The 22678-nt window shown below is 37.6% G+C and carries 14 protein-coding genes; 11 read left to right on the top strand and 3 right to left on the bottom strand.

From position 1 onward, the window contains the following. Positions 1-18: 18 nt before the first annotated feature. Positions 19-795, bottom strand: coding sequence for an alpha/beta fold hydrolase (locus PWU04_RS04910; RefSeq protein ID WP_274474721.1), 777 nt, complete (start codon positions 793-795; stop codon positions 19-21). 61 nt (positions 796-856) lie between these two features. Continuing rightward, positions 857-1513, bottom strand: coding sequence for a hypothetical protein (locus PWU04_RS04905; RefSeq protein WP_274474720.1), 657 nt, complete (start codon positions 1511-1513; stop codon positions 857-859). 104 nt (positions 1514-1617) lie between these two features. Between PWU04_RS04905 and PWU04_RS04900 the strand changes: the two genes are divergently transcribed. Then, on the top strand, positions 1618-2940 hold the full coding sequence (locus PWU04_RS04900; protein WP_274474719.1) for an aspartate kinase: 1323 nt from the start codon (positions 1618-1620) through the stop codon (positions 2938-2940). A 64-nt stretch (positions 2941-3004) separates the two neighbouring features. Here PWU04_RS04900 and PWU04_RS04895 read toward each other — a convergent pair whose 3' ends face one another. Beyond that, a complete protein-coding gene (locus PWU04_RS04895) occupies positions 3005-4297 on the bottom strand; it encodes an aminopeptidase P family protein (RefSeq protein ID WP_274474718.1) in 1293 nt (430 codons plus the stop codon). 168 nt (positions 4298-4465) lie between these two features. On the opposite strand from PWU04_RS04895, the gene PWU04_RS04890 reads away from it, so the two are divergent. The 10 genes from PWU04_RS04890 (at position 4466) to sov (ending at position 22653) form a co-directional block, all read left to right on the top strand. Continuing rightward, the gene (locus PWU04_RS04890; RefSeq protein ID WP_274474717.1) at positions 4466-5341 is read left to right on the top strand and encodes a hypothetical protein; all 876 of its coding nucleotides are present in this window, start codon (positions 4466-4468) and stop codon (positions 5339-5341) included. 128 nt (positions 5342-5469) lie between these two features. After that, positions 5470-6150 (top strand): succinate dehydrogenase cytochrome b subunit, encoded by a 681-nt coding sequence (locus PWU04_RS04885; RefSeq protein ID WP_274474715.1) that lies wholly within the window; start codon positions 5470-5472, stop codon positions 6148-6150. 12 nt (positions 6151-6162) lie between these two features. Further along, a complete protein-coding gene (locus tag PWU04_RS04880) occupies positions 6163-8175 on the top strand; it encodes a fumarate reductase/succinate dehydrogenase flavoprotein subunit (RefSeq protein ID WP_274474714.1) in 2013 nt (670 codons plus the stop codon). A gap of 9 nt (positions 8176-8184) precedes the next feature. Further along, a complete protein-coding gene (locus tag PWU04_RS04875) occupies positions 8185-8931 on the top strand; it encodes a succinate dehydrogenase/fumarate reductase iron-sulfur subunit (protein ID WP_274474713.1) in 747 nt (248 codons plus the stop codon). A 242-nt stretch (positions 8932-9173) separates the two neighbouring features. After that, positions 9174-10247: a helix-turn-helix domain-containing protein gene (locus PWU04_RS04870; protein WP_274474712.1), complete on the top strand. Its 1074-nt coding sequence runs from the start codon at positions 9174-9176 to the stop codon at positions 10245-10247. Positions 10248-10563: 316 nt separating this feature from the next. Beyond that, on the top strand, positions 10564-11118 hold the full coding sequence (locus PWU04_RS04865; RefSeq protein WP_274474711.1) for a hypothetical protein: 555 nt from the start codon (positions 10564-10566) through the stop codon (positions 11116-11118). 135 nt (positions 11119-11253) lie between these two features. Continuing rightward, a complete protein-coding gene (gene queG, locus PWU04_RS04860; RefSeq protein ID WP_274474710.1) occupies positions 11254-12177 on the top strand; it encodes a tRNA epoxyqueuosine(34) reductase QueG in 924 nt (307 codons plus the stop codon). 55 nt (positions 12178-12232) lie between these two features. After that, entirely contained in the window at positions 12233-14527 is a 2295-nt protein-coding gene (locus PWU04_RS04855; protein ID WP_274474709.1) for an NADP-dependent malic enzyme, read from the top strand. Positions 14528-14583: 56 nt separating this feature from the next. Further along, positions 14584-15165 carry a Holliday junction branch migration protein RuvA gene (gene ruvA, locus PWU04_RS04850; RefSeq protein WP_274474708.1) on the top strand — a complete coding sequence of 194 codons (582 nt, stop codon included), beginning with the start codon at positions 14584-14586 and terminating at the stop codon, positions 15163-15165. A 6-nt stretch (positions 15166-15171) separates the two neighbouring features. Further along, positions 15172-22653 (top strand): T9SS outer membrane translocon Sov/SprA, encoded by a 7482-nt coding sequence (gene sov, locus PWU04_RS04845; RefSeq protein ID WP_455027818.1) that lies wholly within the window; start codon positions 15172-15174, stop codon positions 22651-22653. The last annotated feature ends 25 nt before the right edge of the window (positions 22654-22678 follow it).

The raw sequence follows: 22678 nt of genomic DNA, 5'->3' as shown, positions 1-22678 counted from the left end.
AAAATAGTTAAAGCGTTATTAATTTTCGATGAAATGCATTATTGACTGCAGGAATTCGCTCTCATTTTCGATGTGACTCATGTGGCCATCAGGGAATTCAATGAATTTAGAATTTGTTGATTTTGCTTGTTCTAAAAGAAGTTTGTAGTCTATTACAGGGTCTTTTTGACCAGCAATAATTAATTTGTTTATTGAAGATTTAGCAAAAAGATCTACTCTATCTTTTCTTATTTTCATCCCTTCAAGAGCTGCGACAATACCTTGTAGGGGCATATTTAAAGCTTCTTTTTTAATATTATTTATTTTGTTTTCCAATCTGTATCGATTATCCGGTGAAAACAAATTTGCTATTGCCATACTTATAAAAGCTTTGTGGTTTTGCTTAACGGCTTCAATGGCTCTATCTCGATTGATCTTCCGTTCTAGGCTATCTTCACTTGCTGTAGAGTTCATTAAGCATAGAGAGGAAACAAGGTTGGGGGTGTTTTCTAAAACAGCCAGAGATACATAGCCACCCATAGAGTGGCCTATAAAGGAGGCTTCTTTGATATTGTGGTGACCTAAAACAGCTAATGTGGCATCAGCCATAGTTTCCATAGTGTGAATATAGCCTAAACACCCTGTTTTTCCGTGGCCAGGTAAGTCTATTGTGATAACTTGGTGTTTAGTTTTGAGGACTTGTGAAGTGTACTGCCACATGGTTTTACTTTCTAAAAATCCGTGCAGTAATACTATGGGTTTGCCTTGCCCTTCTATATTGTAGGAAATATTTATGCCTTTGTATTTTAATACCATTTTGGAAATCTATGAGGCAAAGATACTTGTTATTTGGAAATCTAAAGGTTTAACAAATTACCTAGTTGTTCAGGCGTTTTATTATAGAAAAGGCCTTGTCTACCAGATAATCTTCAACTAAAACAGTAAATTCATTTGTAGTAGATACGACTTCATATATAGAAACGCCTTCCCATGCCAAGCGTTTAAAAATTTGATAATATAGTCCGGCAATTCTAGAGTTATCTTCAGGCAGGCTAATGCTAATAGCAGAGAGTTCTTCTTGTTGTCCAATAAGTTTTTCCAATGCGAAACTCTCCAAGATATTTTCCTTTTCGGAAGAGGAAATGATAATGTTACTTTCTCTTATACCTCTGGTAAAAGCATAGAAGGTATTGGGTTTCGTGCTTAAGAGTTTTAATACTTTTGAGTGGCTTTCAATTAAAGTTTCAGAGTTTAGAAAAGTGAAATCACTCAAGTTTGATCTTACCGTGATGTCTCCAAGGTTTTTAAGCATGCGCTTTAATCGTGGTGAGTTGCCTAAATCCTTCGGAGGATTGTATCGTCGCAAGGCCATCATTATTGCTCCGCTCTTAACAGCTTTTTTGAGCATTTCGCTAACAGGTTCCTGAAGTTCCTTGGCTAAGGCAGAGTAATTGATGATGTCTTTAGAGAGGGCTTCTTCTAGGTAGGGTTGAGCTAAAAGTATTTCTTCAACGCATGATGCGATAGTCTTCATTTTGTTAATTATTTAACACGTTATGCAAATATAGAACATAAATTGCAATATTATTTGAGGTTCACGTATTGGTTTTACCTTTGTGCTCTCAAAATCAATAATCTATGTTTGTTTTAAAGTTTGGAGGAACATCTGTTGGGTCTGTAGAGAATATGACTCGTGTGAAGCGAATTGTTGAGCAGGGTGGGAGAAAAATTGTTGTTTTGTCTGCCATGTCTGGAACAACCAATGCTCTTGTAGAGATTTCTAATCTTATTAAATTTAGGGAGAAATATCTAGCCTTGGAAAAAATTAAAGCCTTATATGATAATTATCAAGATGTGATTTCACAATTGATAGTTGATACAGATTTAACGGAGGAGGTCTTAGATTATGTAAATGCTGTTTTTGCGGATTTACAGGGTTACGTTGAGCAATCTCATTCTGTTTTGCTTTATAATAACATCGTAGCAAAAGGTGAGTTGTTGTCAACATTTATCTTTACAAGGTTTTTGCAGCAAGAAGGGTTAAAGGCTAAATTGATTCCTGCTTTGGGCTTTATGCGAACTGATGTTAACGCTGAACCAGATGAATTTTACATCAAGCAGAATTTGGAGCGCTGGATGAATGGAGATGATAATATTGATATATTCATTACTCAAGGATTTATTTGTTTGGATGCCCAAGGCCAAGTTTCGAACTTAAAAAGGGGAGGGAGTGATTATACGGCCTCAATTATTGGAGCTGCTATTGAAGCTGAAGAAGTTCAAATTTGGACAGACATCGATGGATTCCATAATAACGATCCACGATATGTAAGTGATACCAATGCAATTTCCAATTTGTCATTTGACGAGGCAGCAGAGTTGGCTTATTTTGGAGCTAAAATATTGCACCCTCAAACTGTAATGCCTGTTATAGGTCAGAATATTCCGGTAAGACTTAAAAACACCATGGAACCAGAAGCTTACGGGACTTTGATTACCGAAAACGCAGAAGGTGAAGGAGTAAAAGCTATTGCTGCAAAAGATGGGATTACAGCGATTAAAATAAAGTCGGCTAGAATGCTTTTGGCGCACGGTTTCCTGAAAAAAGTATTCGACATTTTCGATAAATACGAAACACCAATCGATATGATTACTACTTCAGAGATTGCAGTTTCATTAACGATTGATGATGACGCTCATCTTGTAGAGATTGTTGATGAGCTTGAAAAATTCTCTAAAGTAGAAGTTGATACCCACAGGACTATTGTTTGTCTTGTAGGTAGTGCAATAGTTTATCATCCGGATACCCATAAGCTTTTCCATATTTTACAAGATGTTAATATAAGGATGATTTCATACGGAGGCAGTAATAACAATATTTCATTGCTTATAAATACAAGCGATAAGGTGGAGACCTTGCAAAAACTTCACGATTACGTTTTTGAACAAACGTTAGTCTAGTTAGTTGATGAAAAAAAAAGCGACCTGAAAGGGTCGCTTTTTTATTAGTTAAAATTCTGGAAGATTAAGAATTCATGATTTCTTCAATCTCATCTGCTTCAATCGGGATGTTTTTCATTAAATTAAATGGTTCTCCCTTTTCCTGAATCACTACATCGTCTTCAAGTCGAATTCCAAAACCTTCGTCAGGAATATAGATGCCTGGCTCTACAGTAAAAACATTGTTTGCTTGCATTGGTTCATGTAATAAGCCATAGTCATGGGTGTCTAATCCAATATGGTGTGATGTTCCGTGCATGAAGTATTTTTTATATGCTGGCCAATCTGGGTTTTCGTTTTGAATATCGGCTTTGTCAAGCAAGCCAAGTCCTAATAATTCAGAAGTCATTAGTTTTCCAACTTCCACATGGTAGTCAGCCCAAATTGTCCCAGGAACTAACATTTTGGTTGCATCATTCTTCACGCGATTTACAGCATTGTAAACTTCTTTTTGGCGGTCTGTAAAACGTCCTGATACAGGAATTGTTCTAGACATATCAGAAGAGTAATTAGCGTATTCTGCACCAACATCCAATAAGATTAAATCACCAGCTTTACATTGTTGGTTGTTTTGTATATAGTGTAGTACGTTTGCATTGTTTCCTGAAGCAACAATTGGGGTGTAAGCAAAGCCACGTGATCTGTTGTTTAGAAATTCGTGCATGAATTCCGCTTCTAGATTGTATTCCCAAACTCCAGGTTTAACAAAATTCAGAATTCTTCTAAATCCTTTTTCGGTAATATTACAAGCCTGTTGCATTAAGTCGATCTCAATTTGATCTTTTATAGAACGAAGACGTTGAAGGATTGGGTTGCTCTTTGCTACATTGTGAGCAGGGAATCTGTTCTTAAGCCATTTTGAAAAACGAGCTTCACGGGTTTCGGTCTCAACATTGGCACGATAATGTTCGTTGGTGTTGATGTAGACAGTATCACATTGGGTCATGATTTCGAAAAGGACTTTTTCCATGTCCTTAAGCCAGTAAACGGTTTTAATTCCACTTACTTCAAAAGCTTTTTCTTTTGTGAGCTTTTCACCTTCCCAAACCGCAATATGATCGTTTGTTTCTTTTAAGAATAAGATTTCCCTGTGTTTTGGATTGGGGCAGTTAGGGAAGATTACCAATACACTTTCTTCTTGGTCAACACCGCTTAAATAAAAAATATCGCGACTTTGCTGAAAGGGCATGGTGCTGTCTGCGCTAATAGGGTATATGTCATTTGAATTGAAAATAGCCAGACTGTTAGCTTTCATTTGAGTAGCAAAATTCTTTCTATTCTTGATAAACAATGAGCTGTCTATTTGATCGTATTTCATAGTAAATGTTTTTTGAAGGATAAAGGTATGAAAAGATAAGGAACCTCATATTGGTTTAACTTATTTTAGGGAATATCCGTTTGTGCAATAGGAGTTACAATAAAAAATGAATATATAGGTTTAAATAAATTTCTTTAATTGCATAAATATTTTAAAAATCCTAAGGCCATGAGAATTTTAAAAGTCCTTTTGTTATGCTCTATTTTGTTGTCTTTATCATGTAGTTCTGATGAAAACAATTGTTGTAATGATTCGAATGACCCCAAATTGATAGTGAAGTTTAAATTCGACCCAAATCAACAACGTTTGGATAATCTAGGTCAGCCTGCTGAACTTCCTCAAGGCCATGCTGCACAGTCTCCTGTTTTTACTAAAATGAGTGCAAATTATATAGAGTTGTCTCCAACAGCATATGTAGGCTTGGGAGATGGTGAGGTAATTTTTAATGGTCTTAAGACAGAGGAGGGTGGAGCAATGGCCATCGATTTTCAGAATTCGCAATTTGCTGGAAATAATGAAGTCTTTTTTGAGGTTCCACTTAATCAGGTTGCGTCAGGGAATTACAATTGGGTACGTGTTTCATTGGCTTATCAAGAAGGAGCAATAGATGTTCGCGCTAACGATATGGACTTAAATGGAACTTTAGCTAGTTTTGTTGGGTTTAATACGTATATCACTTCGTTCGATCTCAACGGAAATATTATTGAAGTAAACGATAATAAGTTACAGGGCTACTGGGCTTTCGAAACTATGGGCTACACCTTTGAAGGGCAAGCTCCAGAGGGTGCCACTACAGTACCTAATCCGTTGTTTGAAACATCTCCCATTCCGCAAGGCTCTTGTGTGGTAACCGGACAATTTGAAAACGGATTTACAATAACTGGTAGCGAAACTGAAGATGTAGTGGTTACGCTGTCTTTTTCTGTAAACAATAGTTTTGAGTGGGAAGAAGTGAATTTCGATGGAAAATATGAGCCAAGTGCAGGAGAGCAAGTTGTAGATATGGGAGTTCGTGGACTAATTCCTGTGATTGGTTATCAATAGTTTTTGTTTTAGGTGTATTTTAAGAGATCTGTTTAAAATCATTCTAAATATAGAATTAGAGGTCTATCTTTTTGTCTGTATAGTGAATGTGGGTTATTTTTGCTTGATTAAAAAATAACTTCAAAACAATGAGCGGAATTTTAAGTTCTTCGATAGGAAGAAAGTTTGCCATGGCTCTTTCGGCACTCTTCCTAATGATTTTTTTACTACAACATTTTGCAATCAATATCTTATCGGTTTTCAGTCCAGACACTTTTAACGAGGCGTCTCACTTTATGGGAACCAATTGGCTTATTCAATTTGTAATGCAGCCAGTATTGATTTTTGGTGTGGTTTTTCATTTCATCATGGGATTTGTATTAGAAATCCAAAACAAAAAGGCAAGAGTAATTAAGTATGCTAAAAATATGGGGTCGGCAAACTCTACATGGATGAGCCGTAACATGATTTACAGCGGGTTATTCATCCTAATTTTCTTAGTGATTCACTTTATTGATTTTTGGATCCCAGAAATCAACACCAAGTTTATCCAAGGAGACATGAGTGGTTTATTATCAGATGGTGAAGGATTCCGTTACTATGAGGAACTAACCCACAAGTTTGTTCCAATGTGGAGAGTAGCGCTCTATTGTCTAGGATTTGTGTTCTTGGCATTGCACTTATTGCACGGGTTCGATTCTGCTTTTCAATCGGTTGGAGCTAACAATAAATACACTAAAGCATTAAAAGGATTTGGGAAAGCTTACTCTATTGTTATCCCATTAGGATTTATTGTAATTGCTTTATTCCATCATTTTAACGCTCACTAAAACACATCTAATATGGCTTTAGATTCTAAAATACCAAAAGGTCCAATTAAGGATAAGTGGACTACTTATAAAGATAAAATTAACCTTGTAAACCCAGCAAATAAGCGTCATATTGACGTAATCGTTGTGGGAACAGGTTTAGCAGGAGGTTCTGCTTCTGCAACATTAGCAGAGTTAGGGTACAACGTAAAAGCTTTCGCTTACCAAGATTCACCTCGCCGTGCACACTCTATTGCGGCACAAGGAGGGATTAACGCTGCTAAAAACTATCAAGGGGATGGTGACTCTACTTACCGTTTGTTTTACGATACTGTAAAAGGTGGAGATTACCGTTCTAGAGAGGCTAACGTATATCGTTTGGCTGAGGTTTCTGCAAACATCATAGACCAATGTGTTGCACAAGGAGTTCCTTTTGCACGTGATTATGGTGGATTGTTAGATAACCGTTCTTTTGGTGGGGTATTGGTATCGCGTACGTTCTACGCTAAAGGACAAACGGGTCAGCAGTTATTACTAGGTGCTTATTCTGCAATGAACCGTCAGATTGCCCGTGGTAAGATTGAAATGTTCAACCGTCATGAAATGTTGGATGTGGTAATCGTTAACGGAAAAGCTAGAGGGATTATCGCAAGAAACCTTGTGACTGGAGAAATAGAAAGACATTCAGCGCATGCTGTAGTAATCGCTTCTGGTGGTTACGGAAACGTTTACTTCCTTTCTACAAATGCAATGGGAAGTAACGCTACTGCTGCTTGGAAAACACATAAACGTGGAGCATATTTTGCTAACCCATGTTACACGCAAATTCACCCAACTTGTATTCCTCGTTCTGGGGACTATCAGTCTAAATTGACTTTGATGTCTGAGTCGTTACGTAACGACGGTAGAATTTGGGTGCCTAAAAAGATGGACGATGTTATGGCAATTCGTGAAGGTCGCTTAAAGCCTACTCAAATCGCTGAAGAAGATAGAGATTATTACTTGGAAAGACGTTACCCTGCATTCGGTAACTTGGTGCCTCGTGACGTAGCTTCGCGTGCTGCTAAGGAGCGTTGTGATGCTGGTTACGGTGTTAACGCAACTGGAGAAGCTGTTTATTTAGACTTTGCTTCTGCTATTGAGCGTTACGGTAAGGAACAAGCCAAGTTGAAGGGGATTGAAAATGCTTCAAAACAACAAATTACTGAACTAGGAGAGAAAATCGTTGAGGCGAAATACGGAAACCTTTTCCAAATGTATGAGAAGATTGTTGATGAAGATCCATACAAAACGCCTATGATGATTTACCCTGCAACTCACTATACAATGGGAGGTATTTGGGTAGATTATAACTTGATGACTACTATCCCTGGTTGTTATGCTATTGGTGAGGCAAACTTCTCAGATCACGGTGCAAACCGTCTTGGGGCATCTGCTTTAATGCAAGGTCTTGCTGATGGATACTTCGTATTGCCTTATACAATTGGTGATTATTTGGCTGATGATATCCGTACAGGAAAAATACCAACAAATTCACCAGAATTTGATGCAGCCGAAAAAGAAGTTAAAGAGCGTTTAGAGTTCTTCGTAAATAATAACGGTGAGCATTCTGTAGACTACTACCACAAGAAACTAGGTAAGATCATGTGGGATAAAGTAGGTATGGCTCGTAACGAAAAAGGATTAAACGAAGCTATTAAGGAAATTAAGGAATTACGTGAAGATTTCTGGAAGAATGTAAAAGTTCCTGGAGGTATGAACGAAATGAACCCTGAGCTTGAAAAAGCAGGTCGTGTAGCAGACTTCCTAGAGTTAGGGGAGTTGTTCGCTAAAGATGCCCTTGTACGTGAGGAGTCTTGTGGAGGTCATTTCCGTGAGGAGTCTGTTGAGCTTGATGGAGAGCAAAAAGGTGAAGCTAAGCGTAAGGACGATGAGTTTGCTTATGTAGCGGCTTGGGAATACAAAGGAGAGCCTTCAAATGCTGTACTGCACAAAGAAATGCTTGAATTTAAAGACATCGAATTAAAACAACGTTCATATAAATAAGAAGACATTATGAATTTAACACTTAAAATCTGGAGACAAAAAGACTCGAATGCAAAGGGTCAAATGGTGGAGTATAAGGTAACAGATATTTCAGAGCATATGTCTTTCTTGGAAATGATGGATGTTTTGAACGAACAATTGGTGAACAAAGGTGAGGAGCCTGTAGCGTTCGATCACGATTGTCGTGAGGGAATCTGTGGAATGTGTTCTATGTACATAAACGGTGAAGCTCATGGTCCAGACCGTGGGGTAACTACTTGTCAGTTGCATATGCGTATGTTCAACGATGGTGATACCATTACCATAGAGCCGTTTAGAGCTAGTGCTTTCCCAGTTATTAAAGACTTAGTTGTTGATAGAAGTTCTTTCGAGCGTATTCAACAAGCTGGTGGATTTATCTCTGTAAATACATCTGGTAATACTCAAGACGCCAATGCTATTCCAATTTCTAAGGAAGCAGCCGATGAGGCTATGGATGCTGCAACGTGTATTGGTTGTGGGGCATGTGTGGCAAGTTGTAAAAACTCATCAGCAATGCTTTTCGTTGGAGCTAAAGTATCTCAATACGCCTTGTTGCCACAAGGAAAAGTTGAGGCTACTGAACGTGTTCTAAATATGGTAAAACAAATGGACGAAGAAGGATTTGGTAATTGCACCAACACAGGTGCTTGTGAGGTTGAATGTCCTAAAGGAATTTCATTAGAGAACATCGCTCGAATGAACCGTGAGTTCTTAAAAGCAACTTTTAAAGGATAATTTATATTCATCCTTTTATATAATATTTAAACCCCGAGGCAAGCCTCGGGGTTTTTTGTTTACCATTAGTTTATGGATTTTATGTTTATAATAAAATTCTTACAAAACTATATGTTTGTTGAACTAGCACAATTAGTTCAATTTTGTCATTATATCATCCTCGAAGAGAATGATATAATACTTTGTAGTATCTTTGTAAAGTCTTCCTAAGATCTCGTATGGCTGTTTAAATGTGATGGATTATGTCGCTTTATTTGGGGTTGTATTTTGAGGTTGAGGTAGGTTGTGTCCCTAGTAAAGGTTTAGTGCTTAATGGAGAGTCTTGCAAGCATATTGGGTTGTGGGAGGATAAGGAGAGTAAAAGGACTTATAGTTTGATTGAAGCTCCTGATAAATCAGCAATTATAAAATTGCATAATTTTTACAATTACCGTCTTCCAGTAAAAATTTTAGAAATAAATCTTCCCCAGGTAAAAGTTCTTTTTGAGAAAAGTCCAGGTCATAAAGAATTATTCTTTTCAGATGATAAAAAATCACTTTTAGATGCTCAATGCAATACTGTTTTTTTGTTGAGTATACAGACAGACGATCAAAACGTATTGGCGCATAGAGTTGGGGAAGTTAAAGCTCTTGAGCTGAAATATTACGTCCATGAGAGTGTAAAAAGGTCAATTTTGGCTAATAAAGGTCAGTTTTTAGAAACAAATTCCTTTTGGAATATAATCGGTTCGTTCACAACTGAAAATGACTCTTTGCTTTGTGCGACTAACGTTAGGGAGAATTTAGGCGTTGAAAATAAAGAACTCGGATTGCGAATTGTGCTACATGCAATTGATTTAGCAGAAGGAGAAGCTAAATCCTTAAGAAATCTGTTGATGTTTTTTAGCTCTTTGCTAGACTTCGGAGAAATTGTTGTTACATCGTCATTTTGTAAACTTTCAGATGGAGCAATTGGAGCTTGTAAAACTAGCCCTTCCTATTTGCGAGTATTATCCTCTGAAGACGAACTTTTTTTAAAGCTATTATGGAGTGTTTTTTTGAGGAATTGGCAAAACACAGATTTCAATGGTGGAGACTTCAGTAAGGAAATGTCAACGAGTAAGTCTGGGCTCTATAGAAAGTGTGTTAATGTAGCCGGAAAGTCACCAAATAGGTTGCTTAGAAATTACCGCTTAAATAGGGCGCTTAATCTTTTGAGGGATAAATCGAATAATATTTCGCAAATAGCATTTGAGGTTGGCTTTTCTACACCCTCTTATTTTTCAAAGTGTTTTAAGGATACATTTGGTATCAAACCCCAAGATTATTTACAGTAGGTTTTTGGTCATTTTGTTTCTTGATTTGGTTGTTTTGTAATAAGGTAAACAAGATTATATGGCTATATTTAATGAGTATTCTTCCCTAATTGTCCGTTTTCCCTTTATTAATTATTAGTACAAGTGTTGTTTGTAACTTTGTTGATGTGGTTGAATTTTTGTGCAATACTGTAAATAAAGTAAATCGGTTAATTATATAAATGTTGTATGAAACAATATTTAGATTGGTGAATGGAGTTAGGTATATGTATTATTATGTCTACTATAAGACTAATTGGTAGCAGTAACGGAATGTTTAATTTTAAACTGAACAGTTATGAGAGTTTTTTTAGTAGGTATGTTGTTATTGGGGTTTACCGCCCTAGGTTTTAGCCAGAATAAAAATGGCGAAGAGAAGGATGGTCTTATGTATGATGAGACTGAAGGAGTAGTTTTATCTGATGTTATTGTTACATCGCATAATGCTACATACTTAAATAATGTTTTGGATGATAATACCCCTAATCGTGCCAGAACTATGGCATTTAAGGTTGCCTCTTACGATATCAAGGAATCTGGTGAGTTTAGCAAAGATTATGATTTATATGAAGTTGTTTTCCGAGGTGTTGGTTCTGAAGATAGCAAGGTGATTGCAACCTATGATAATGGAGGTGTTATAATTCAAACTTTGGAAAAGTTTAAAGGCATTGTTCTGCCCGAAGTAATTAGAAATGCAGTGTTTAATACTTATCCGGGATGGGCATTAAGTGACACAGCTTATGTGGTTTCTTACTACAATGAAAAAAAAGCCGACAAAAAGTTTTTAGTGAGAATTAAAAATGGAAAGAAAAAAAAGAATCTTAAAATAAGTGCCACAGGAGAAATATTTTAAAACTAATTAAAGCATAGTAAAAAGACCGTCTATTATTAGTAGGGGGTCTTTTTATTTTAAATGATTGTGGTCGCAAGGGTAAATTAGGGATAAGTGTAAAAACATAATCGTAATTTCGCATTAATTAAAACAAATATGCTCTCTCAAGAAAAACATACCCAGCTCATAAAATCCGAAGCCAAACGTTTGGGGTTTTTGTCTTGTGGAATTAGTAAGGCTGGTTTTTTGGAAGAAGAGGCGCCGCGATTGGAAAAGTGGCTCAATAAAAATATGCATGGGGAAATGCGTTATATGGAGAACCATTTTGACAAGCGCCTTGATCCTACCAGACTTGTCGAAGGAGCTAAGTCCATTATTTCATTACTGCTTAATTACTACCCCGAAGAACAACAAAACAAAGAAAGCTATAAGTTGAGTAAATATGCTTATGGTACCGATTATCATTTCGTGATAAAGGATAAACTTAAGCAGTTATTGCACTTTATTGAAGAGGAAATCGGAGAAGTCTATGGTCGGGCTTTTGTTGATTCTGCGCCAGTGCTGGATAAGGCTTGGGCGGCAAAAAGTGGTTTAGGATGGATAGGTAAAAATAGTAATCTCCTAACTCAAAAAGTAGGTTCTTTTTATTTTATCGCTGAATTGATTGTTGATCTCGAATTGGAGTACGATACTCCTGTTACCGATCACTGTGGTACTTGTACCGCGTGCATTGATGCTTGTCCCACACAAGCTATAGTAGAACCTTATGTGGTTGATGGCAGTAAGTGTATTTCATATTTAACCATTGAACTCCGTGATAATATTCCCTCTGAGTTTAACGAGCAAATGGATGGTTGGATGTTTGGTTGTGATGTGTGTCAGGATGTTTGTCCGTGGAATCGCTTTTCAAAGTCTCATAATGAGCCCTTGTTCAATCCACAACCTGGTTTATTGGATATGGATAAAAGAGATTGGGAGGAATTGACCGAAGAGGTCTTTAGAAAGGTGTTTAAAAAATCTGCAGTTAAGCGCACTAAATTTTCAGGCCTCAATAGAAACATCAATTTCATAAAAGATTAGGCGTTTCCTAAGTAGGATTATTACCTTTGTGAGTTCACTAATTAACTAAAAAGCTATGAGTAAACAGAGAAGACGTAGAGAAGCATTGGTATATCATGCTAAGCCTACGCCCGGTAAAATTAAAGTAGTACCTACTAAAAGGTATGCTACCCAAAGAGATCTGTCGTTGGCTTATTCGCCCGGTGTAGCCGAGCCTTGTCTTGAAATAGAAAAAGATAAAAACAATGTTTATAAATATACCACCAAAGGGAATTTGGTGGCTGTAATCTCTAACGGGACTGCTGTTTTGGGGTTGGGTAATATTGGTCCGGAAGCTTCAAAGCCTGTGATGGAAGGTAAGGGATTGTTATTTAAGATTTTCGCAGACATCGATGTATTCGACATTGAAGTGGATACCGAAAATATAGAAGAATTCATCCAAACTGTAAAACAAATTTCGCCGACTTTTGGAGGTATTAACCTAGAGGACATCAAGGCTCCGGAAGCGTTTGAAATTGAACGTCGTTTGAAAGAAGAGCTAGATATTCCTGTGATGCATGATGACCAACACGGAACGGCAATTATTTCTGCTGCTGCTTTATTAAATGCACTAGAGCTTGCCGAAAAGAATATTGAAGATGTTAGAATTGTAGTGAGCGGTGCTGGTGCGGCAGCTATTTCGTGTACAAGATTATATCAAGCTTTTGGAGCTAAGCGAGAGAATATTGTTATGTTAGATAGCAAGGGGGTTATTCGCCAAGATCGTGATAATTTAACCGATCAAAAGGCTGAATTTGCTACCCATAGAAAAATTGATACACTTGAAGAAGCTATGGCAGATGCTGATGTGTTTATAGGTCTGTCTACTGCAAATATTGTTAGTCCCGAGATGTTGAAGAGCATGGCAACCGATCCTATTGTATTTGCCATGGCTAATCCAGATCCTGAGGTCGCCTATGATGTTGCTGTAGCTACAAGAGAAGATATTATTATGGCAACTGGTCGTAGTGATCACCCGAATCAGGTGAATAATGTACTTGGATTCCCATTTATTTTCCGTGGAGCGCTCGATGTTAGGTCAACAAAGATTAATGAGGAAATGAAAATGGCCGCTGTAAAAGCCTTAGCTAACCTAGCTAAAGAACCTGTTCCAGAGCAAGTAAATATAGCATATGGGGAAACTAGAATGGCTTTTGGAAGAGACTATATCATTCCCAAGCCATTTGATCCAAGATTGATTGGAGAAGTGCCGCCTGCTGTAGCTAAGGCAGCAATGGAAACTGGCGTTGCCCAAGAACCTATTGAAGATTGGGAAAAGTATAAAAATTCTTTACTAGAGAGAATTGGGGCAGATAATAAAATGGTTAGATTGCTCTTGAACCGTGCCAAAACCAACCCTAAGCGTGTAGTATTTGCAGAAGCTGATCAGCTAGATGTGTTAAAGGCAGCTCAAATCGTTCATGATGAAGGAATCGCTTTTCCAATTTTATTAGGACGCAAGGATATTATTAAGGATTTGATGGAAGAAATCGAGTTCGATGCCGATGTTCAAATTATTGATCCTAAGTCAGATGAAGAGCGACCAAAAAAAGACGAATATGCAAAGGTGTATTGGGAGCAAAGAAAGCGCCGAGGAGTGACTTATTATTCAGCAAGGAAGTTAATGCGTGAGCGTAATTACTTCTCAGCCATGATGGTAAATCAAGGTGATGCCGATGCTGTTTTAACTGGTTACTCAAGGAATTATCCATCGGTGGTTAAACCTATGTTGGAATTAATTGGCATGGCAAAGGGGACTACAAGAGTAGCAACCACAAACTTGATGATGACTGAACGCGGTCCACTTTTCTTGAGTGATACCTCCATAAATATCGATCCGTCAGCTAAAGATTTAGCTAAGATAACCCATATGACCTCACAAGTGGTAAAAATGTTTGGTCTAGAGCCTGTTGTTGCAATGACTTCGTATTCAAACTTTGGATCGTCAAACAATGAAAGGGCCTCAAAGGTAAGAGAAGCTGTGGCTTATTTACATAGGTATTTCCCTGATATGATTGTTGATGGGGAATTACAGACCGATTTTGCACTTAATAGTGAGATGCTTCAGGATATCTTTCCGTTTTCTAAATTGGCGGGACGTAAAGTAAATACATTGATTTTTCCAAACCTTGACGCGGCCAATATTACCTATAAATTACTTAAGGAATTAAATAAATCGGAGTCTATCGGGCCAATAATGATGGGAATGCGCAAACCAGTGCACATTCTTCAGTTGGATGCAAGCGTAGATGAAATTGTTAACATGACGGCCATTGCAGTTATCGATGCTCAGCAAAAAGAGAAGCGAGAGCAGCAAATGAGCTCAAAATAAAGCACTTTGGTATGCCGATAATTTTATTACATTTGAGGTTTGACAAATAGAAATTAATGATCACACATATCCAAGGTAAACTTGTAGAGAAAAATCCGACAGATGTTGTCGTCGATTGTAATGGGGTAGGATATTTGTTAAACATTTCATTGCATACATTTTCCAAGATTCCCAATCAAGAGAACATTAAACTGTTTACGCATCTTCAAGTTAAAGAGGATGCCCATACGCTTTATGGGTTTTCGTCTCTTGCAGAGCGCGAGATTTTTCGATTACTTATCTCAGTTAATGGTATTGGTGCTAGTACTGCAAGAACAATGCTTTCTTCATTGTCCCCTAAGCAAGTCCGTGAGGGTATTGTTGCAAACGATGTTGCTTTAATTCAGTCTGTTAAAGGGATAGGAGCTAAAACTGCCCAGCGTGTCATACTGGACTTGAAGGATAAAATCCTTAAAATATATGATATTGACGAAGTTTCTATTGCTCAGGGCAATACCAGCAAAGAAGAAGCGTTATCTGCCTTAGAAGTGCTGGGATATACTAAAAAGCAGTCCGAACGCGTTGTTGATAAGATATTGGCGGCAGAACCAGAAGCAACAGTTGAAACCATCATTAAACAAGCGCTTAAAAACTTATAATAGATTTTGGATAAGACCAACCATAATTCATATTATTCATTAAACTACATTCTAACTTTCTTGGCTTTTATGGTATCTACCATAGCAATGGCCCAAGATGATCCTGTAACAGAACAAGACTCTACCAAAACAGGATATAGTTTAGGGAAAATAGATATTCCAAACCCTCCTAGTATTTCTAGTAAGTATACCTACGACCCTATAACAGATAGATATATCTATACAGAAACAGTAGGTGAATTCAATATTAATTATCCGGTCATACTAACCCCAGAGGAGTTTGAAGCGTTGGTCGCTCAAGAAAGTCTTAAGGCCTATTATAAGGAGAAAATTGATGCCTATGATGGTATAAAGGAAGGGGCCGAAGAAGAGCAAAAAAACCTATTACCTGCTTTTTATGTAAATTCCAGTTTTTTTGAAACTATTTTTGGAGGCGACACAGTAGAGGTTATCCCTCAAGGTTCGGTAGAAATGGATTTGGGTGTATTATTCTCTAAACAGGATAATCCTGCTTTTTCTCCCAGAAATAGAAGTAATTTTACTTTCGATTTCGATCAACGTATCAGTTTGAGCTTGTTAGGTAAAGTCGGGACGCGTTTACAAGTAAATGCAAATTACGATACCCAATCTACCTTCGATTTTCAAAATGTTGTCAAGTTGGAATACACTCCTACAGAAGACGATATTATCCAAAAAATAGAAGTGGGTAATGTAAGCATGCCCTTGACCAATTCCTTGATTACTGGAGCTCAAAGTTTATTTGGAGTGAAAACTCAATTACAATTTGGGAGAACTACGGTAACTGCAGTATTTTCTGAACAAAAGTCAGATACAAGAACAGTAGTTGCTCAAGGAGGAGGGACTCTTGAAGAGTTTGAGTTTTTTGCTAGGGATTATGATGAAAACCGCCACTTTTTCCTTTCTCAGTATTTTAGGGATAACTATGATAAATCACTTTCTAAATATCCATATATAGCAAACAATATACAGATTACCCGAATAGAAGTTTGGGTGACAAATAGAAATAATTCCACAGACAACGTAAGAAACGTTGTGGCATTTCAGGATATTGGGGAAACAGATAAGATTTTTAATGATCAGTTAAACATTTTCAATCCAGGTGGTTCCTATCCAGACAATGGAAATAACGGGTTCGACCCAACTAATGTTGGTGGAGCAGGATCTCAACTTAATGATGCTGTTCGTGACATTGCTACGGTCCAATCAGGAATATTAATTCCAGGAACCAATGAAGGTTCAGATTATGGGAAGTTGGAAAATGCCAGAAAATTAACTCAAGGTTCGGAATATACGCTTCATCCTCAATTGGGGTATATTTCTTTGAACCAAAGACTCAATAACGATGAAACCCTTGCTGTGGCTTACCAGTTTACGGTTGGAGGACAAGTATATCAAGTTGGAGAGTTTGCTAATGACGGGGTTCCCAATACCGATGATGATGGTGACGGAATCCCCAATATTGCCGATGTCGACATAAATGGCGATGGAACTCCAGATAATGGAACCGACTCTGATGGTGATGGTATAAACGATAATTCTGACGTTGATCAAACTGGAGGTAATGATAATGACGGTAATGGTATTGATGACGCTGTTGTTGTTGCACAAAATGGAACCCAAACCTTGTTGCTTAAAATGCTTAAAAGTAGCATTACTAATGTGCAACAACCTATTTGGGATTTGATGATGAAAAATATTTACGACACTGGGGCTTATCAGTTGGAGCAGGAAGAATTTAGGCTTAATATTTTCTATAATGAAGCTTCTGCTCTAAACTATATTAAACCAGTTGAGGGTACGGTTTTCCCTCCCTTCGATCCAGACAATACTCCAGATCCAGATGATGGATACTTAATAACCGAAACGCCCTTAATTCGTTTATTCAATTTAGATCGATTGAATTATAACAATGATCCACAGGCTGGCGGTGACGGATTCTTTGATTATGTTCCAGGTATTACGGTAATCCCTCAAAACGGAAAAATTGTTTTCACTAAGGTAGAGCCTTTTGGACGTTATCTGTTCGATATACTTGATGATGATGGAACGGGTAACAATAATCAAGATTATGAAGATGGTGTCTTTAACCCCAATCAGAACAAATATGTTTACGATGTGCTTTATAAGAGCACTAAAACGGCTGCTCTTGAGGCTGTAGAAAAAAATAAATTCCAATTAAAAGGCCGCTATAAATCAGCAGGAGGAGAAGGTATTCCCATAGGGGCGTTTAACGTGCCTAGAGGATCGGTTAGAGTAACAGCAGGAGGTCGTGTTCTTGTTGAGGGGATTGATTATACTGTGAACTATCAGTTGGGACGTGTGCAAATTTTGGACGAAGCACTTAAAGCATCGAATACGCCTATTGAGGTCTCTACAGAAAACAATGCCGTTTTTGGTCAGCAAACCAAACGTTATATGGGCTTAAATGTAGAACATCGTTTTAATGAGAACTTTGTTCTGAATGGTACGGTTATTAATTTAAGGGAGCGACCTATTACCCAAAAGGCCAATTATAGTACAGAGCCTATCAACAATACTATGTTAGGTTTTAATGGGAACTACTCTACAGAGGTTCCGTTTTTAACCCGAATGGTGAATAAGCTTCCAAATATTGATACCGATGTGCCATCCAATCTTTCCGTTCGTGGTGATTTTGCATATTTAAAAGCAGGAGCGCCGAAAGGAACTGATTTTAACGGAGAGGCTACGGCATATATTGATGATTTTGAAGGGTCTCAAAATTCAATAGATTTAAGGTCCCCTCAATCTTGGTTTCATTCCAGTAGGCCATTAAATCTGAATGGAACAGATGTTTTCGACGCTAACGGTATAGAAAACGGATTTGGAAGAGCGCGATTAAACTGGTATATGATTGATCCTGTTTTTTATAGCAGTCAACGTCCAGGAGGTATTACAGACGACGATTTATCAAGTCTGTTTACTTCAAGGGTGTTTATTCAGGAGCTATTCCCAGACCAGGATCTTGTTCAGGGCCAAACTACGGTTTTAAACACTTTAGACTTGGCTTATTACCCTGATGAACGTGGTATTTATAATTTCGATCCAAATGCTCAGGATGGTCAATTGGACAATCCAACGGATAGTTGGGCAGGAATTACAAGGCAGTTAACATCTACAGATTTTGAACAAGCAAATGTAGAGTACATTGAATTTTGGTTACAGGATCCTTTTCAGGAAAACTCTAACAATCCTGGAGGTAAGTTAGTGTTTAACTTAGGAAACGTTTCAGAAGATGTTATAAAGGATGGTCGTAAACAATATGAAAATGGATTGCCATCAGACGGTAACGTTAGTATGTTGCCCCAAACGGTTTGGGGAACCGTTGTGCCTCAAAACCAATCTTTGGTCTATACATTCGACACTACTGGTCAGGAGCGAACAAATCAAGACGTCGGTTATGATGGTTATGATGATCAGGAAGAAGCTGCTCAGTTTGGGGCTGCTTTTGGTGAAGACCCTGCTTTAGATAACTATACATATTTCTTAAATACTGATGGAGATTTATTTGAACGTTATAGAAAGTATAATGGAGTACAAGGAAACTCTCCCGAAACATTTACAGATACAAATCGAGGGAGTACTACACAGCCTGATGTAGAGGATATTAACCGAGATAACACAATGAATACCATTGATAGTTATTTTGAATATATTTTAGATATTAAACCAGAATATCTTCCTGAATTTGCAGACGAAATTGATGATTTACCAGATACTAACCCACTAAGAGAATTTATTGTTGATGTAAAGAACAAAACTCGAGACATGCCTAACGGAGATACTGATGTTCCTGTAAGATGGTATCAGTTTAGGGTGCCGGTAAACCAGCCAATAGAAGTGTTTGACGATAATGTACAGTATCCTCAATTTAAGCGATATAATGGGATATCAGATTTCCGATCGGTACGTTTTGCCCGTATCTATTTAAACGAGTTTACCCAGCCAACAGTAATGCGTTTTGGTGCTTTGGATTTGGTTCGTAGTGATTGGAGAAGATATACGCAAATACTTAACAATGATAATCAAGAGTATGAAGACACCGATTTTACTATCGGAGTAATAAGCACTCAAGAGAATGAAGGTAACTATGTAAGCCCACCAGGGGTTTACGAAGAGCAGCTTTTTAACAATAATACCGTTGTTGATCAAAATGAGCAATCTATGGTGCTTAATGTTTGTGACCTTCACGGAGAGGATTCCCGAGCTGTGTACAAGAATATAAATCTAGACATGCGCCAGTACAAAAAGATTCGCATGTTTATGCATGCAGAGGGGCAAGTTGTTGATGGGTTGGAATCTAATGAAATGGTAGGATTTATTAGAATGGGTAATGACCTTAACGAAAACTATTACCAAGTAGAAATTCCGTTGCAGGTAAGTATACCAAACAGTACGGATCCTAATGAAGTGTGGCCGGCAGATAATGAAATAGATTTACCGCTCAAGTTATTACAGGAAATAAAAGCTAAGTCTATTTCTGCTGATGGAATTACCAGTGGTGAAGCTATTTTCTACGATGTGGTTGATGGTGGTTTAACAGAAAACTCAGTTCCTGAATTTTCAGAACACACTCCTGGCCAACAGCGGGTAGCAATTAAGGGTAATCCTAACTTTGGAAGTATCCGTACCTTAATGATTGGTATAAAGAATCCGGCGGATCCAGGTTTAAATGATGATGCCTGTGGAACATTTTGGTTTAACGAGTTACGTTTGTCCGATATGGATAACGAAGGAGGTTGGGCCGCTGTTTTAAGTATGGATTCAAATATTGCCGACTTTGCTAACATTAGTGCTACTGGGAGAACAAGTACTTCTGGTTTTGGAAGTATTGAGCAAACTCCAAATGAGCGAAGCCGAGAAGATGTAAAACAGTATGATGTTGTAACCAATGTAAATATAGGCCAATTATTGCCTAAAGATTGGGGGATACAAATTCCGTTTAATTATGGAGTTGGAGAAGAAATAATAACCCCTAAGTACGATCAGTTTTATGGAGATATAGAACTCGATACGCGATTGGACAATGCCGAAAGCGATGAAGAGCGAGAAGAGATATTGAATGCTAATGAAAATTATACCAAGCGAAAGAGTATCAACTTTATTGGAGTCCGAAAGAATCGTACAACAGAAAAGCGTCCTCATTTTTACGATGTTGAAAACCTTACGTTGAACTATTCTTATAATAAAGTTGAGCATCGTGATTTCGAGATTGAGAATTCGGTGGATAAAACGGTTCGAGCGGGGGTAAATTATTCTTATAATTTTAATCCTGTTGTTGTAGAACCTTTCAAAAAGAATGATTCACTATTTACAGGAAAGAATTGGAAACTGCTTAAGGATTTTAACCTTAGCTTGCTTCCAGCAACTTTTTCTGTTAATACAGATATCAACAGGCGATTTAACCAACAGAAATTCAGAGAGGTTGATTTGACTGGCGATAACCTTCAGCTTGAAACACTTTATAAGCGAAATTATACATTTGATTTCCAATACACCATCAATTATAATTTAACTCAAAGTTTGCAGCTTAACTTTACGGCATCTAATAATAACATCGTTAGAAACTATTTTGTAGATAACGATATACGTCGGGGAGAGCAAGACCCTACTTTAGGTGTGTGGGATGGTTTCTTTGATTTTGGAGATCCCAATCGTCAGTATCAGCAATTAGGGATTAACTATGATATCCCACTGTATAAAATACCCGCATTAAGTTTCCTAAGAGCTACCTATTCTTATACAGGAGATTTTCAGTGGCAAAAAGGGTCTGACGAGATTAACCCGTGGACACCACCGGTAGATCCGGGAGAAACGACCCAGAGTTATAATCTAGGACACAGCATACAGAATGCGAATACCCATAACATTAACTCTACTTTGGACATGAACAAGCTTTACCGATATATTGGCTTAGTGAAAAAGCCAGTAAGAGGGAGTCGTGATACCAGAAGTAGAGACAGAGCGAATGCGCCAGATGATGCAAAAGACGATCAGCAAGCTAAAACGAAAAGTAATGGAGGGACTAAGTTATTAAATGCAGGGATTGATTTATTAACAAGTGTAAAACGTATACAAGTTAACTACAGTGAAAATAACGGGAATTTCCTTCCTGGTTATTTGCAAACTCCTGGATTTATTGGAACATTCAAGCCTACCTTCGGATATACTTTTGGTAGCCAAAGTGATGTGAGAAGTCTTGCTGCGCGTAACGGTTGGTTGACTACATATCCGGAATTCAATCAGCAGTATACCGAGGTCCACAACCGTCAATTGGATATTGCGGCTAATATAGAACCAGTAAGAGATTTGAAGATTGACTTGGTAATGAACCGTCTATATTCGGATAATTATACAGAAAACTATAGGGTAGAAGATTATACTGGGCCAGACGGTGTTCCAGACGGTATTCCAGATTACAACTCCTTAACTCCAAATGAGTATGGTAATTTTAATATATCCACAATAATGCTTGGTACTGCGTTTGGAAAAAGTGATGAATTCGGATCTGATGCATTCGATGACCTTAGAAACAATCGATTAGAGATAGCCAGACGAGTAGCTGCCAGTAAAGGGGTAGATATGTCCAATCCGGATAATTTTGAGAATGGAGATGTTAACGGATTCCCATTAGGGTATGGTAAAACAAGTCAGCAGGTGTTATTGCCTTCATTTTTGGCTGCTTATACAGGTAAAAGTGCTAGTAGTATTAGTTTGAGTTCATTCAGGGACACACCTCTTCCAAACTGGGATGTTAAGTACACGGGATTAATGAAATTTAAATGGTTTAAAGAGAAGTTTAAACGTTTTTCTTTAACTCATGGTTATCGCTCCACTTATACGATCAATCAGTTTAGAAGTAATTTGGATTATCAGGATATTGATTATGGTATATCTTACAATAATCAACCTGACGATGTTTTAAATCAATCGGGAGATTATAAAAGTAAGCAGATTTATAGCAACGTGAACTTGTCGGAAATGTTTACTCCCTTAATTCGTGTTGATTTCGAAATGAAAAACTCGATTAAAATTCTAACGGAAATTAGAAGGGATCGTTCCCTTTCATTAAGCTTTGATAATAACTTACTAACCGAGATACAAGGTAATGAGTATCGGGTTGGATTGGGGTATCGTTTTAAAGACGTTAGACTAAAATCCAAATTAGCAGGTCCGAGACAAACTATAATGAGTGATTTGATTATGCAGGCCGATATTGCAATCCGGGATAATAAGACTATTATTAGATATTTGGATGTAGAAAACAACCAAATTACCTCAGGGCAGACTATTTGGGGAGCAAAGTACACGGCAGAATATGCATTTAGTAAGTACTTAACCGGTATTTTCTATTTTGATTATTCCTTCTCAGAATATGCCATATCAACTGCTTTTCCGCAAACTACAATACGTTCTGGGTTCACCTTGAGATATAATTTCGGTAATTAACCGATAAGGTTTGAAAATTAAGCAG

The organism is Mangrovimonas aestuarii, from assembly GCF_028767185.1.
Lineage (GTDB): Bacteria > Bacteroidota > Bacteroidia > Flavobacteriales > Flavobacteriaceae > Mangrovimonas_B > Mangrovimonas_B aestuarii.
Note: the sequence above shows the minus strand (reverse complement) of the source record. Positions and strands in the feature narration are given on the sequence as shown.

Coding starts and splice junctions, on each gene's coding strand:
- PWU04_RS04910 (WP_274474721.1), bottom strand. CDS start 795: ATGGTATTAAAATACAAAGGCATAAATATTTCCTACAATATAGAAGGG.
- PWU04_RS04905 (WP_274474720.1), bottom strand. CDS start 1,513: ATGAAGACTATCGCATCATGCGTTGAAGAAATACTTTTAGCTCAACCC.
- PWU04_RS04900 (WP_274474719.1), top strand. CDS start 1,618: ATGTTTGTTTTAAAGTTTGGAGGAACATCTGTTGGGTCTGTAGAGAAT.
- PWU04_RS04895 (WP_274474718.1), bottom strand. CDS start 4,297: ATGAAATACGATCAAATAGACAGCTCATTGTTTATCAAGAATAGAAAG.
- PWU04_RS04890 (WP_274474717.1), top strand. CDS start 4,466: ATGAGAATTTTAAAAGTCCTTTTGTTATGCTCTATTTTGTTGTCTTTA.
- PWU04_RS04885 (WP_274474715.1), top strand. CDS start 5,470: ATGAGCGGAATTTTAAGTTCTTCGATAGGAAGAAAGTTTGCCATGGCT.
- PWU04_RS04880 (WP_274474714.1), top strand. CDS start 6,163: ATGGCTTTAGATTCTAAAATACCAAAAGGTCCAATTAAGGATAAGTGG.
- PWU04_RS04875 (WP_274474713.1), top strand. CDS start 8,185: ATGAATTTAACACTTAAAATCTGGAGACAAAAAGACTCGAATGCAAAG.
- PWU04_RS04870 (WP_274474712.1), top strand. CDS start 9,174: ATGTCGCTTTATTTGGGGTTGTATTTTGAGGTTGAGGTAGGTTGTGTC.
- PWU04_RS04865 (WP_274474711.1), top strand. CDS start 10,564: ATGAGAGTTTTTTTAGTAGGTATGTTGTTATTGGGGTTTACCGCCCTA.
- queG (WP_274474710.1), top strand. CDS start 11,254: ATGCTCTCTCAAGAAAAACATACCCAGCTCATAAAATCCGAAGCCAAA.
- PWU04_RS04855 (WP_274474709.1), top strand. CDS start 12,233: ATGAGTAAACAGAGAAGACGTAGAGAAGCATTGGTATATCATGCTAAG.
- ruvA (WP_274474708.1), top strand. CDS start 14,584: ATGATCACACATATCCAAGGTAAACTTGTAGAGAAAAATCCGACAGAT.